Origin of the sequence: Methylobacterium dankookense (assembly GCF_902141855.1) — a bacterium.
Taxonomy (GTDB): Bacteria; Pseudomonadota; Alphaproteobacteria; order Rhizobiales; family Beijerinckiaceae; genus Methylobacterium; species Methylobacterium dankookense.
The window spans coordinates 13,294-26,261 of sequence record NZ_CABFVH010000018.1; the positions used below are offsets into that span (position 1 = coordinate 13,294).

Annotated in this window: 14 protein-coding genes; 2 read left to right on the forward strand and 12 right to left on the reverse strand. The window is 71.1% G+C overall.

Annotated elements, in window-relative coordinates; translation table 11 throughout:
* Positions 1-24: 24 nt before the first annotated feature.
* Complete coding sequence (locus tag MTDSW087_RS14810; RefSeq protein ID WP_144765162.1) at positions 25-4,104, reverse strand: Pls/PosA family non-ribosomal peptide synthetase; 4,080 nt, start codon at positions 4,102-4,104, stop codon at positions 25-27.
* A gap of 209 nt (positions 4,105-4,313) precedes the next feature.
* Entirely contained in the window at positions 4,314-4,901 is a 588-nt protein-coding gene (locus MTDSW087_RS14815; protein ID WP_144765164.1) for a histidine phosphatase family protein, read from the reverse strand.
* A 116-nt stretch (positions 4,902-5,017) separates the two neighbouring features.
* Between MTDSW087_RS14815 and MTDSW087_RS14820 the strand changes: the two genes are divergently transcribed.
* Positions 5,018-6,022, forward strand: a complete 1,005-nt coding sequence (locus tag MTDSW087_RS14820) for a polyphosphate kinase 2 family protein (RefSeq protein WP_144765166.1) — start codon at positions 5,018-5,020, stop codon at positions 6,020-6,022.
* Positions 6,023-6,136: 114 nt separating this feature from the next.
* On the opposite strand, the gene fabI is transcribed toward MTDSW087_RS14820, so the two are convergent.
* From fabI to MTDSW087_RS14845, 6 genes are all read right to left on the reverse strand, one after another.
* Positions 6,137-6,991, reverse strand: coding sequence for an enoyl-ACP reductase FabI (fabI, locus tag MTDSW087_RS14825; protein WP_144765168.1), 855 nt, complete (start codon positions 6,989-6,991; stop codon positions 6,137-6,139).
* A gap of 159 nt (positions 6,992-7,150) precedes the next feature.
* Positions 7,151-7,318 carry a helix-turn-helix domain-containing protein gene (locus MTDSW087_RS30590; protein WP_210248291.1) on the reverse strand — a complete coding sequence of 56 codons (168 nt, stop codon included), beginning with the start codon at positions 7,316-7,318 and terminating at the stop codon, positions 7,151-7,153.
* Positions 7,303-7,575: a hypothetical protein gene (locus MTDSW087_RS30595; RefSeq protein ID WP_210248292.1), complete on the reverse strand. Its 273-nt coding sequence runs from the start codon at positions 7,573-7,575 to the stop codon at positions 7,303-7,305. The genes MTDSW087_RS30590 and MTDSW087_RS30595 overlap by 16 nt, the downstream gene beginning before the upstream one ends.
* Complete coding sequence (locus MTDSW087_RS14835) at positions 7,563-7,844, reverse strand: type II toxin-antitoxin system HigB family toxin (protein ID WP_144765170.1); 282 nt, start codon at positions 7,842-7,844, stop codon at positions 7,563-7,565. Before MTDSW087_RS14835 ends, MTDSW087_RS30595 begins: the two co-directional genes overlap by 13 nt.
* A 64-nt stretch (positions 7,845-7,908) precedes the next feature.
* Positions 7,909-8,826: a DnaJ C-terminal domain-containing protein gene (locus tag MTDSW087_RS14840; RefSeq protein ID WP_144765172.1), complete on the reverse strand. Its 918-nt coding sequence runs from the start codon at positions 8,824-8,826 to the stop codon at positions 7,909-7,911.
* Positions 8,827-8,987: 161 nt separating this feature from the next.
* Complete coding sequence (locus MTDSW087_RS14845; RefSeq protein ID WP_144765174.1) at positions 8,988-9,494, reverse strand: RT0821/Lpp0805 family surface protein; 507 nt, start codon at positions 9,492-9,494, stop codon at positions 8,988-8,990.
* 95 nt (positions 9,495-9,589) lie between these two features.
* Here MTDSW087_RS14845 and pdxH point away from each other — a divergent pair, with 95 nt between their 5' ends.
* Positions 9,590-10,213 carry a pyridoxamine 5'-phosphate oxidase gene (pdxH, locus tag MTDSW087_RS14850; protein ID WP_373321883.1) on the forward strand — a complete coding sequence of 208 codons (624 nt, stop codon included), beginning with the start codon at positions 9,590-9,592 and terminating at the stop codon, positions 10,211-10,213.
* 117 nt (positions 10,214-10,330) lie between these two features.
* On the opposite strand, the gene MTDSW087_RS14855 is transcribed toward pdxH, so the two are convergent.
* The 4 genes from MTDSW087_RS14855 to MTDSW087_RS14870 form a co-directional block, all read right to left on the reverse strand.
* The gene (locus MTDSW087_RS14855; RefSeq protein ID WP_144765176.1) at positions 10,331-10,534 is read right to left on the reverse strand and encodes a hypothetical protein; all 204 of its coding nucleotides are present in this window, start codon (positions 10,532-10,534) and stop codon (positions 10,331-10,333) included.
* Positions 10,535-10,651: 117 nt separating this feature from the next.
* Positions 10,652-11,815 carry a dienelactone hydrolase family protein gene (locus tag MTDSW087_RS14860; RefSeq protein WP_144765178.1) on the reverse strand — a complete coding sequence of 388 codons (1,164 nt, stop codon included), beginning with the start codon at positions 11,813-11,815 and terminating at the stop codon, positions 10,652-10,654.
* Between the two features lie 270 nt (positions 11,816-12,085).
* Entirely contained in the window at positions 12,086-12,286 is a 201-nt protein-coding gene (locus MTDSW087_RS14865) for a hypothetical protein (RefSeq protein ID WP_144765180.1), read from the reverse strand.
* Positions 12,287-12,428: 142 nt separating this feature from the next.
* On the reverse strand, positions 12,429-12,887 hold the full coding sequence (locus tag MTDSW087_RS14870) for a response regulator (RefSeq protein ID WP_144765182.1): 459 nt from the start codon (positions 12,885-12,887) through the stop codon (positions 12,429-12,431).
* Between the last annotated feature and the right edge of the window lie 81 nt (positions 12,888-12,968).

Genomic DNA, 12,968 nt, shown 5'->3' on the forward strand with positions numbered 1-12,968 from the left:
GGCCGGCCGATATCGCCCCTGAGATCAGGCGGCCGCCTTCGCGGCTTCCGGCGCGTGCACCACCGGCACGGCGGGCGCGCCCTCCCATTCCGAGTTCGCGGGGATCGACTCGCCCTTCATCACGATGGTGAGGGGGCGCAGCCGCGCGTAGTCGCCGACCTTGGTGTCGTAGAGGACCGTGGCGAAGGCGCCCACCGAGACGCCGCGGCCGAGCTTCACCCGGCCGATCTTCATGATGCGATCCTCGTAGAGGTGGGTCTGCAGGGCCGAGGTCCGGTTGATCACCGAGAAGTCGCCGATCTCGACGCAGTCGAACTCGGTGATGTCGGTGGTCAGCATGCAGACCCCCTGCCCCACGCTCACGCCGAACAGGCGCAGCACCCAGGGCAGGAAGGGCGTGCCCTGCAGGTGCTCCAGCAGCACCTTGCCGGCCAAGCCCCAATAGGCCACCGCGATCGCTTCGGTGCGCATCGCCCACCACGACCACATCGGCCGCATGCCGGGCTGGTAGACGCCCATCAGGAGCCATTTCATCGCGATGACCGCCGAGCACTGGATCAGTGCGATGACGACGCTCGCCGCCACGAAGGTGCCGGCCAGCCCCCACCAATCGCCTTCCAGGATCTCGGGATAGAAATACCAGTCGATCGCGGTGATCGCCAAGGTGATGTACAGCATCGGTGAGAACGAGGTCGCGAAGGCCTCGAAGATGCCGCGCCTGAGCTTCGGCCACAGGCCCGGCTCGAAGGTCTGGCTGAGGGAGCCGAGATCGACCTTCTGGCGCACGGGCAGCCGGATCGGCGGCGAGCCGAACCACGTCTCGCCCGGCGCCATCTGCTCGTTGGCGGGCGGCTTCGACTTGATGCCGATCAGCACGTCGTCGGGGATCACCGCGCCCGGCGGGATCACCGCGTCGTTGCCGACGAAGACGCGCGCCCCGGTGCGCGCCTCGGCCAGATGCATGGTGCCGCGACGGATCTCCTCCTCGCCGTAGACAACCTCGTCGGCGATGAAGTTCTTCGCCCCGATCTCGGCGAGGTCGTAGCGCCCGGAGAGGTTGGTGGAGATCTCGGCCCCCTGCCCCATCCGCGCGCCCATCAGGCGGTACCACGCGCGCATGTAGACCGTGGCGAAGAGCGAGGAGAGCGTCTCCAGCGTCACCTCGACGGCGAGCGCCAGCGACCACTTGCGCAGGTAGAACCAGGAATGGACCGAGTAGGCGCCGGAGCGCCGGCGGGGCAGGACGAGCCAGCGGATCCCTGCGATCAGCAGCACCGTGCCGGCCGTCATCAGCATGGCGGTGGGCCAGGTCAGCAGCGGCAGGTACCAGTGGTAGTCGATGTCGGTGATGAAGCCGAGCTGGTCCGAGATCTGGTCGAAGATGAAGAAGGCCGGGAAGATCGGCAGCAGGCCGATCGCGGGGATCGCGGCCAGCAAAGCCACGTAGAGGGCGAGGAACAGGGCCCGGCGTCCGGCCGGCGCCTCGGCCGGGGGCGGCAGCGCCGCGGGGTCGGCCGTTCCGACCTTGCGGCCGGGCGAGCCGTCCCAGCGCTCGCAGGGACCGACCCGTGTGCCGGCGGGGATGGTGGTGAGGTCGGCGATCTCGGCATGGTCCCCGATCACCGTGTCGTGGCTGACGACGCAGGAGGTGCCGATCGCGGCATCCGCGCCGATCCGGACCGAGCCGATCACCAACTCGTTGCCGACGATCTCGGCGTTGGCGATGACGAGCCGGCCGCCGAGGGAGGCGCCCTCCCCGATGCTGAGGAGGTCGGGCGCGCCGACCTCGATATCGGAGATCAGGGCGTCGCGGCCGACCTTCGCACCCATCAGGCGGAGATAGATCGCGATGGCCGGCGAGCCCTGCAGCCATTTGACGTGGACCAGGGGGGCGAGGCGCTGGGCCAGCCACCAGCGGTAATAATAGGCGCCCCAGAGCGGGTAGCGGCCCGGCTTGGTGCGGCCGAGGATCAGCCACTTGGCCCCGACCGCGATGCAGGCGGTGGTGGCGTTGATGCCGACATAGACGGCGAGCAGCACCGCCATCTCGCCGAAGAAGCCGAGCCCGCCGCCGGTGAGCAGCAGGTAGGTGACGAAGATGCCGAGCCATTGCGAGGTGGCGAGCGCGATGACGAAGGGCAGCGCCACGGCCTGGGCGAGGCCGCAGAGGGCGCGGCGCAGGAGCGGCGGCGGCTCGAAGGAGAGGTCGCGGATCGCGGTCTCGGCGCCGACGCCCCCGGTGCGGGCGATCAGCGCGTCCGACATGGCCCGCAGGGTGCGCTCCGCGTAGACGTCCTGCAGGGTGATGCCGGCGAGCGCCGGCGCCTCGCGCACCGCCGAGACGAAGCGGGCGGCGATGAGCGAGTGGCCGCCGAGATCGGCGAAGAAGTCGCCGGAGAGGTCGATGGGCTGGTTGCCGAAGACCTGTTTGGCGGCGGCCAGCAGCACCGCCTCGGTCTCGTTGGCCGGCGGCTCCTGCTCGCCGTCGGCCGCGACGATGGTGAGGGGCGCGATCTTGAGCGCCTTGCGGTCGACCTTGCCGGAGGTGAGCCGCGACAGCGTCTCGGTCAGCTCGTAATGGCCGGGCACCATGTAGGGCGGCATCTGCTCGGAGAGGCTGCGCCGGAGCGCGGCCCGGTCGACGGTGTGGCCGCGCTCGGGCACGAGGAAGGCCACCAGACGGTCGACGCCGTCATCGGCGCGCAGCACCACGGCCGCTTGGTTGATGCCGTCCTGCGCGCGGATGCGGGACTCGATCTCGCCGAGCTCCACCCGGAAGCCGCGGATCTTGACCTGATCGTCGATGCGGCCGTGGAACAGGATGTTGCCGGCCTCGTCCAGCGAGACCGCGTCGCCCGAGCGGTAGAGCACCGGGTCGATGCCGCCCTCCGCGAAGGGGTTGGCGATGAACTTCTCCGCCGTCAGCTCCGGGCGCTTGAGGTAGCCCTTGGCGATTCCGGGGCCGCCGATCAGCAACTCGCCCTGCTCGGCCGTCCCCAGCAGGTTCAGAGCTTCGTCGGCAACGTAGGCGGTGTAGTTGGCGATCGGGCCGCCGATGGTGACGGGCTCGCCCCGGCGCATCTCGGCGGCGGTCGCCACCACCGTGGCCTCGGTCGGCCCGTAGGTGTTGAAGAGCTGGCGCCGCCCCGTGGCCCAGCGGGCGACCAGGGGCTCGGGCAGCGCCTCGCCGCCGAGCAGGACCAGGCGCAGATGGGGCAGGTCCCCCGAGATCATCGCGAGCAGGGTCGGCACGGTGTCGAGCACCGTGATGCGCTGCGCCTCCAGGATGCCGGGCAGCGACTCGAGATCGCCCATCATGGCGGGCGAGGCCACGAACAGGGTCGCGCCGACGAGATAGGGGACCCAGATCTCCTCCATCGAGAGATCGAAGGCGACGGAAGCCCCCTGGAAGACCACGTCGTCGGCGCGCATGCCGTAGAGGGCGTTCGCCGAGCGCAGGAAGTGGCAGATGTTGGCGTGGCTGATGACGATGCCCTTGGGCACGCCGGTCGAGCCCGAGGTGTAGATCAGGTAGGCCGGGTGCTCCGGGGTGAGGCCGGCGGCGCGCGGGTCCGGCAGCGTCGCGTCCGCGGGGGTCGCGGCGGCGAGCGCCTCCGGCGTCAGCGCCGGGGCGGCGTCCGGGGCCTGCGCGGCGAGCGCCGGCGAGACGAGGAGGGCCTTGGCCGCGGCGTCGCCGAGGCAGATCCCGACGCGGTCGGCGGGCGCCTCGGCGTCGAAGGGCAGCCAGGCCGCGCCCGAGAGCGTGATGCCGATCTGCGCGACGAGGAGGTCGATCCCGCGCGCCATCCAGAGGCCGACCACGTCGCCCGGCCCGATCCCGCGATGGGCGAGGCCCGCGGCGATCGCTTCCGCACGGGCGAGCACCTGCGCGTAGCTGAGATGCGGGTGGAGGCCGCCGGCCGCCACGGTCGCGCCGTCGATCAGGGCCGGATGGTCGGCCCTGGCCCGCGCCGTCTCGCGGAAGATCTCGGCCAGGACCTCGTCGCGGATCAGGTCGGGCCGCGTCTCGCCGCGCAGGACCGCGCGGGGCCTCGCCCCGTGCCGGTCCGTCTCGGGCCGGGACATCTCGGCGAGACTGCTCATCCGCTACTCCGCTGCCGCTACGCCGGGGAGCGCCGATCCCCGTATGCCCGGCCTCCCCTGTCTGCCCGGACTCTTCGTCCCCGATCGCGCCGTTATCAGGGCAGGGAGCCGGCGGGCGTCCGGGGATAGGCGGGTTCGGCCGCCCGCGCCACCGGCAAAGATCGCGCAGGTCTGGTGAATCCGGCTTGAACGGCCGGTCGCCGCGGCGTTCACGCCCAGCGCCAGCCGTCGTGCTCCACCACCAGAACGACGCCCTGGCGGACGCCGATCCGTGGGGCGGCCTGGATGTCGAGCAGGCCGAGGGCGACCAGCATGGCGCGGGCGACGCCGCCATGGGCCACGACGACGGCGTCGCGGTCGAGCCCGGCGATGACGGGCCCCACGCGCTCGGTCAGCATGGCGTAGCTCTCGGCCTTCAGCCCGGGCGGGCGGTAGCCCCAGCGGTCGCGGTCGCGCGCATGGGCGCCGGCCGGATCGCGGCGCCGGATCTCGGACCAGGTCGAGCCCTCCCAGGCGCCGAAATGGATCTCCATCAGGCGCGGATCGGTCCGGTAGCCCTCCGGCTCGAGGCCGAGGCGCCCACGCAGGATCTCCATGGTGCGCCGCGCCCGGGTGAGCGGGCTCGCCAGGTAGACAGCCTCGGCCAGCCCATCGCCCGCGACGGCGCGCAGGCGGTCGCCGACCTGCGCCGCCTGTTCGAGGCCCACCGCGTTGAGGTCGACATCGCGCTGCCCCTGGAGCCGACCCTCGGCGTTCCAGGTGGTCTGCCCGTGGCGGACGAAGTAGATCGTCCGCATGGTCAGGCCGACCCGTGCGGCCGGGAACCACGGGTCCCGCCGGTCGTTGCCAAGCTCACGCCATTCCCCCTCATCCCGCCGGTCGGCACCATCCGACCCCGGACCACGGACCATCGATGCCGAAGAAGCACGGGAAGCAGCATCGCGGCCAGTCGCCGGGCGCAAAGCAGGTGACAGGGCCGGCCGCGGCGTCGGGTGCCGCCGCGAGCCACGGCCTCGCCGCCGGGCGTCCGCCCTCCTCCGCCCTCTGGGCGGGCGCGGCCCCGGCGATCGAGGAGCGGGTGCCGGAGCCGGCCGCCAAGCCGCCGGTGCGGGTGGCTCCGGGCATCGTCACGGTGACACCCGGCATGCCCTTCCGCCTCGCCGAGGTCGATCCCGACGCGGATGGCGGCTTCGACAAGGCCGAGGCGAAGGATGCGCTCGACGTGGAGCGCGCGCGCATCCAGGCGTTGCAGGAGCGGCTCTACGCCGAGCGCCGCCGCAGCCTGCTCATCGTGCTCCAGGCCATCGATACGGGCGGCAAGGACGGCACCGTGCGCGCCGTGCTCCAGGGCGTGAACCCGCAGGGCTGCGCGGTGACCTCGTTCAAGGTGCCGAGCACGGAGGAACTCGATCACGACTTCCTCTGGCGCTACCATGCGAGGACGCCGGGCCGCGGCATGATCGGCGTGTTCAACCGCAGCCATTACGAGGACGTGCTCGTGGTGCGGGTGAAGGGCCTCGTGCCGGAGGAGGTCTGGCGGGCCCGCTACAACCTCATCAACGATTTCGAGCGGCTGCTCACCGCCTCGGGCACCACGATCCTGAAGTTCTTCCTGCACATCTCCAAGGCGGAGCAGAAGGCGCGGCTTGAGGCCCGCATCGAGGATCCCGAGAAGCACTGGAAGTTCGATCCCGCCGACCTCGTCGAGCGCAAGTCCTGGGACGCCTATCAGGCCGCCTTCGGCGATGCCCTCACCCAGTGCTCGACCCCTTACGCGCCGTGGCATGTGGTGCCGGCAAACCGCAAGTGGTTCCGCAACCTCGTCGTCGCCCGCACCGTGGCCGACACGCTGGAGGCGATGGACCCGCGCTACCCGGAGGCCGCGAAGGGCATCGCGGACCTCAAGGTGCCGGACTGAGCGCCTGTTCAGCCGGCAGGTCCCATCCGCGACCTCAGGATGAGGTGGTTGTTTGGGACCAAGCCGGTCGCGTCGGCTCACCGGCGGACCAGCGCGTCGAACAGGCTCCGAGCCTCAATCCTTGTCGAGCGAGAGGTCGGGCGCCTCGGGGTTCTTCATGCCGACGACGTGGTAGCCCGCATCCACGTGCAGGATCTCGCCGGTCATGCCGCGGCTCATGTCGGAGATGAGGTAGGCGGCGGTCTCGCCGACCTCGCCGATCGTCACCGTCCGGCGCAGGGGGGCGTTGTACTCGTTCCACTTGAGGATGTAGCGGAAGTCGCCGATGCCGGAAGCGGCCAGCGTCTTGATCGGCCCGGCCGAGATCGCGTTGACGCGGATGTCCTTCGGCCCGAGATCTGCGGCGAGGTAGCGCACCGAGGCCTCCAGCGCGGCCTTGGCGACGCCCATCACGTTGTAGTGCGGCATCCACTTCTCGGCGCCGTAATAGGTCAGCGTCAGCAGCGAGCCGCCGGGGCGCATGATCTTCTCGGCGCGCTGGGCGATCGCCGTGAAGGAGTAGCACGAGATCAGCAGCGACTTGGTGAAGTTGCCCTCGCTGGTCTCGATGTAGCGCCCGGTCAGCTCGTCCTTGTCCGAGAAGGCGATGCAGTGGACGACGAAGTCGATGCCCTCGGGGAAGGCCTTCGCGGCCTCGGCGAAGACGGCGTCGATCGAGGCGGGATCGGTGACGTCGCAATGGCCGATCACCCGGGCGTCGAGCTCCCGGGCGAGCGGCTCGACCCGCTTCTTCAGGGCCTCGCCCTGGTAGGTGAAGGCGAGCTCGGCGCCGTGCGCGTGGGCGCTCTTGGCGATGCCCCAGGCGATCGAGCGGTTGTTGGCGACGCCGAGCACCAGGCCGCGCTTGCCAGCGAGCAGGCCGGTCCCGGCGCGTGCTCCGCGATCCTCACCCGCGCCGTTTTCCGCCATGACTCACCTGACAATGCCGCCGACGCAGCCCGGCGGCCCGGACCCGGATCCGGGAACGCCGCGCGCCGCCGGCTTCCTTAGCGGAGGCAAGCGGGGGACGGAAGGGCGGGGCGGACACAGGGAGGCGGGCCTGTATGCCGGCGGAGTCCCGATGTCACCTCAGAAGAAGGCGGCCGGGCTGACCTGGAACCGTTCCGACAGGCGCCGGATCTGGGTGGTGTTCAGGGCGCGCTTGCCGTTCAGGACCTCGGAGACGACGCCCTGGCTGCCGATCTCCGGAAGGTCGCCCTGCCGCAGCCCGTGCTGGTCCATCAGCAGCCGGACCATCTCGGCCGGCGGCGCATCGGGACGGCGATGGTGCTCGTCGTCATAGGCGGCGATGAACGCGCCGAGGAGATCGAGCAGGGGGGCAGGGGATGATGCTCGTCGCCGGCGCCCGCATCGAGCAGGCCGTTCAGGCAGACCACGGCCGCGTCGTACCCCTCGTCGGTCTCGATGGTGTGCAGCGGGATCCGATGCGCGAGCGCGCGGTAATGGCCGGCGAGGTCGTCGACTTCCGAGCGGCTGAACGTCACCTGTTCCATGCGTCGGATTCCTCGTGCGTGAAGACATGCCGCACGAACAGTTTCTGCGCATTGAAGTGGATGGCAGCTACGATCCGGAATTTGTTGCCGCCGATGTCGAAGATGCAGAACCCCTTCGCGCGATCCGTCGCGTTGAAAGCCTTCTTCAGGTCGGCGGAGTTCAGGAACGCATTCGTCTCGATCGTCTTGCGCCACGCCTGCATGGGCGGACCGGCTTGGGAATGGAGCTGTGCGAAATCCGTCAGGGCCTTGTTCGAGATCACGCGCATGGGCGTCCATATCTCAATTTGAGATATGGATCAGTTCTTCGCTGACCGTGCCCTGCGGGAGCCCTCAGGCCGCGCGGGCGGCGCGGCGGGTGCGGGCGTATTCGGTGAGGGCCGCCTCGTCCGCGTCCGGCAGCACGATTGCGGTGATGGCGAAGAGGTCGCCGCGCGTGCCGTCCTTCTTCGGCAGGCCCTTGCCGCGCAGGCGGAAGGTGCGGCCGGAACTCGTCATCGCCGGCATCTTCATCTCGACGGCGCCGGTCAGGGTCGGCACCCGGATGGTGCCGCCGAGGATCGCCTCCTCCAGCGGCACGTCGACCGTCACGCGCAGGTCCGCGCCCTCCGGCTTGAAGCGGGGATGCGGCAGGATGCGAATGGTGAGCAGCGCGTCGCCGGGCTCGGAGCGGGGGCCGCCCGGATGGCCGAGGCCGCGCAAGCGGATGGTCTGGCCGTCCGCCACGCCCTTGGGCACCATCACGTCGACCTCGCGGCCCGTGGGGAGCGCGAGGCGCAGCTTCTCCTCGGCGCCCACCTGCTCCAGGGTGACGCTGAGCTCGGCCGCCACGTCCTCGCCGCGCGCCGCCTGGCGCTGGAAGCCGCCGCCGGGCCCGGCCCCGCCCGCGCGGAACGCCTCGCCGAAGATGTGCGAGAAGATGTCCTCGCCCATGCCGCCACCGCCGCCGCGGCCGCCCGGGAACCCCTCGAAGCCGCCGCCGCGGCCGCCGAAGCCGCCGGTGAAGCCCTCGAAGCCGGTCGCGCGCGGCTTGCCGTCCGCGTCGATCTCGCCGCGGTCGAACTGCTTGCGCTTCTCGGCGTCGCCGACGATCTCGTAGGCGGAGTTCGCCTCGGCGAAGCGGTCCTTCGCCTTCACGTCGTTCTTGTTGCGGTCCGGGTGGAATTCCTTGGCCAGCCGGCGATAGGCCTTCTTGATCTCGGCCTCGCTCGCCGTCTTGGAGACGCCCAGCACGTCGTAGGGATTGCGCATCGCTTAGGTTCGGAACTTGCCTGTCGTACACCGTCGCCGATCGGCGGTCTCGACCGGCATGTGGTGTCCATGTTGCATCCCTGCAACGGTTCAGGTGCCGAAAGTCGACTCGTTCCGCCGCTCCGTCAAGCACCCCCTGGCGACAGCGCGGCGCGCGCCCGTCAGGCGCTCTTCGAGGCGCGCAGCTTCCGCAACTCCCAGGCGCCGCCCGAGGGCTTGCAGCCGGTGCCGCGCACGAAGCGGCTGGTCTCGGGACCGATCACCGAGGCGAGGAAGTCGCGGCAGATCAGGTCGTTGGAGACGTAGGGCAGGCTCGTCGGGTTGATCGAGCCGCGCAGGCCCGTCTCCGGATTGTCCCATTTCACCGGGCGCCCGTTGCCCTGCGGATCCAGCGCGACGCCGAGCGCGGCGTTGGCGCGGCGCCAATCCTCCTCGCCGAGATCGGACCCGAAGCGCGCCGGCCGCTTGGAGATGCTGCCCGTGACGATGGGCTCCTCCGGCGGGGCGGCCTCTGCGACCACCTCGGCCGGTGCCTCGCCGCGGAAGACGAGGAGCGGCTGGCTGCATCCGCCCAGCAGGGCGAGCAGCCCCAGGCAGAGAGCGACACGATGGGGGCGTAGGCCGGGGACGGGAGGGCTGGCGGGGTATTTACAGCCGCGGCGACGCATTACACCTGACACCGTGCGATCATGACCATGCGGGGCCTAACGTGCGGGCTCCACATCGGTGCCCCCGACCCGGATGCCACGAGAGGACATAGCCCGTGGGAGCGTTAAGGAACGGTGATCCGACGGTTCCGGACTTCACCCTGGCCGAGGATCCCTTCGCCCTGTTCTCGGACTGGATGCGCGAGGCGGAAGGGTCCGAGCCCGTCGATCCGAACGCGATGGCGCTCGCCACCACCGGCTCGGACGGGCTGCCGGACGTGCGCATCGTCCTCCTCAAGGGCTTCGACGCGCGCGGCTTCGTGTTCTACACCAACGTCGAATCCGCCAAGGGCGAGGAACTGGCGCAGAACCCTCAGGCTGCCCTGGTTCTGTACTGGAAGAGCCTGGGCCGGCAGGTGCGCGCCCGCGGCCCCGTGTCGCGGGTCGCGGCGGAGGAGGCGGATGCCTATTTCGCGAGCCGCCACCCGCAGAGCCGGCTGGGCGCCCGCGCGAGCCGGCAATCCCGGCCCCTCGCCGACCGGGCGACGCTGATGGCCGAGGTGGCGGAACTCGCCGCCCGCTACGAGAACGGCCCGATCCCGCGGCCCGAGAACTGGACGGGCTTCCGTATCGATCCGGTCGCCATCGAGTTCTGGCAGAACGGCGAGTATCGCCTGCACGACCGGGTGCGCTTCACCCGCGCGGGCACGGGCTGGAGCCGCTCGCGCCTCTATCCCTGAAGGTCCGGGTTTCGAAAGGGATCATCCCTTTCGTGGGTCCAGGGCGAAGCCCTGGAAGACGCCGGGGCACTGCCCCGGCACCCCGCCGAAGGGATGATCCCTTTGGATTCCGCGGTTTCAGCTCGGCATCCGCCGGGTGGGAACGCGCCGGTAGGCGACGCGGGCCAGTGCCAGGGCGCCGCCGAACTGCAGGATGCCGTTCTCGGACAGGGCGTGCGGGGCGAGGTGCCAGTGCACGAGGCTGCGGGTGAGCGCGTTCAGCGCAACCAGCGCGACGCAGAAGGCGACCGCCGAGAGCAGCGCGGCGACGAAATCAGGCATGGCTTCGCACCCCCTTGTTCCAGGGGCCGAGCGTAGCAAGTGGTGCGCCAGCAAATCGCCTGGGCGCCCGCGAAAAGCCAAGCTTGTTGCGCCGCCGTCACAGGCCGCGCGATGGCCCTACCGGCGGGCGGCCGGTGCGGCGCCCTGCGCGGCGGCGGGGGCCGTGTGGGCGGCCGGCGGGCGCGGGGTCTCGACAGCGAGCCGCTTCACCGGCCAGCCGTCGCTCCAGCGCTCCATGTCGGCGAAGCGCGGGTTCATCTTCAGCGAGGCCGCGTCGCTACCCGAGAAGGCCGCCGCCGCAGCGAGGTCGAAGGCCTTCCAGAAGGCGAGGTAGTCGAGCGTATCGGTGCGCGCGTTGTTGATCTGCGAGACCAGGGTCTGCTGCTCGCCCGAGAGCGCCATGTCGGCCGACCACTTGAACGGTGCGGGCTTCGAATCCTTCGGCTCGGGCGGCAGCTTGATCGCGGCGCCGTCATAGGCGGAATCCACCCCGGCCGGGGCGGCGAGCGTCGCGGTGAGTGCCGGGAAGCCGTGGTCGTCCGAGAGGGCGCGCACGAAGAGCTTGCGCTCCACGGGCACCTTGTCGGCCTCGCGCAGCAGGCGGCGCGCGGCGGCGTCGGCGGCGCGGGCGTCGCGATCGCCGATCACGGTGATGATCATGGTGGAGGCCGGCACCGCGGAGAGGTCGGCCAGCGTGATGCCGCGCGCCTTCGGGCCGCTCGCGATACCGCCCGGCATGGTGCCGAAGACGAGCTTCGGCGCGGGCAGGCCGAGGCCCGCTGCCTCGGCGGCGAGGTTCATCGCGATCGGCACACCGGCGAGATGGCCGATCACTGCGACCCGGCTCGTGTCGGGCTTGGCGTCGGCGTCCGCGGCCAGCTCGTCGAGGGCGGTCTTGACCAGGCGCCCGGCGAGCGCGCTCGCATCGGCCGGCCGGGTGCGGTTCACCTCCTGGAAGCGCGGGAACAGCACGAGGTAGCCGTTGCGCACGAGGTGGTCGATCCAGGCGCCGTAGCTCTGCGGGTTCACGGCGCCCCAGCCGTGCAGGAAGATCGCCACCGGCCGTCCCGATGACGGCGCCGGGCCCGCGGCGTAGAAGACGAAGGTCGCCGCGCTGGCGCGCCCGACGGCCCGCTTGGTGACCGTGGCCTGCTTGTCCCCGGGTCCGCCCGGGCCGTCCTTGGGCTGTCCGGGAGGCGCCGCCGCCAGTGCGGGCGCGAGGAGGCCCGAGGCGGCGAGAAGGCCGGCGGCAAGGAGAACGCGGCGGGCTTTCAGGCGCATGGAGGACTCGATCACGCGGGGCGGTGCCGGCTACGCCGGAGGCGGCTTCATAGCAGATCTCGCCGCCCTGGCGATGCGCCTGGGCAGATCAGGGCCTGCGATCGGCGCGCGGGATCGAGAATTCGCGCGCGTGTTGCCCGATGGGCAGCGGTGCGGTCATGCCAAAGTGCGTTGATCCCGACCCGTGGTCGGGATCAACGCGTCCGGCGGACGACCGCCGCGCCGTCGCGCGGGCAGATGGCGATGAGCCGAGCTCAGCGCCGTCTGGTCTCAGGCGGCCTGGGCGGACCCGTGCCGTGGGGCGCGGTCGAGCCGGCGCGCCAGTGCCAGGAGCCGGTCAGGAAGGTCGCTCGCCGTCTCGCCGTAGAGTGCGCGCAGGTCGCAGGCGATCGCGTCGAGCATCAGGGGCGCGGGGGCGGCATAGGCGTCGCGCGGCAGGTCGGCGGCGTGGTTCTCGGCGATGATCTTCATGACGGGCTCGGATGCCGGCGCTTTCTTGGGGGGCTGGCGCACCCTCGAGCCGGATGGGATGCCGGCCCGGCGAAGGAGAGCGCGTCGAGACGATGCCCTGAAGCCGGGCACGATTGGACCCCGTCAACGGGCGCCCCGCGCCTCAGGTTTCCATGCCGCCGGAAATTATCTTGCCACCCGGGCCGATCACCGTGGGGCCCGAATCGGCGCTCGGGGGGCGCCCGGCCGCCTCTTCGACCCAGGCCAGGATGTCCTCCGCCCGCCACGGCTTCGGGATGAAGGTGGCCGAGACGCGCAGGTCGCTCGGCTGATCGCCGGCATCGCCCGAGGTCAGGAGCACCCGCACGCGCGGCCAGGTGACGCCGATGATGCGCGCGAGTTCGAAGCCGCCGATCGGGCCGGGCGTGCGTACGTCGGAGAAGACCACGCTGACCTCGTCGGCGCGGTCGTTGAGGATGGCGAGGGCCATCTCGGCCGTCTCGGCCTCGATCACGCGGAAGCCGGTATCCTCCAGCAGCGTCGCCGCGAGGAAGCGCTCGTCCGGCTGGTCCTCAACCACGAGGATGACGGGCTTATGTCCTGGCGGTTTCGCGTCGCTCATGGGCCGGGACACTTCACAACAGGGGCTGAACGGTGCGTCCGTCCAATCGATCAACGCATCGCCGCCGCCGCCGGCACCCGT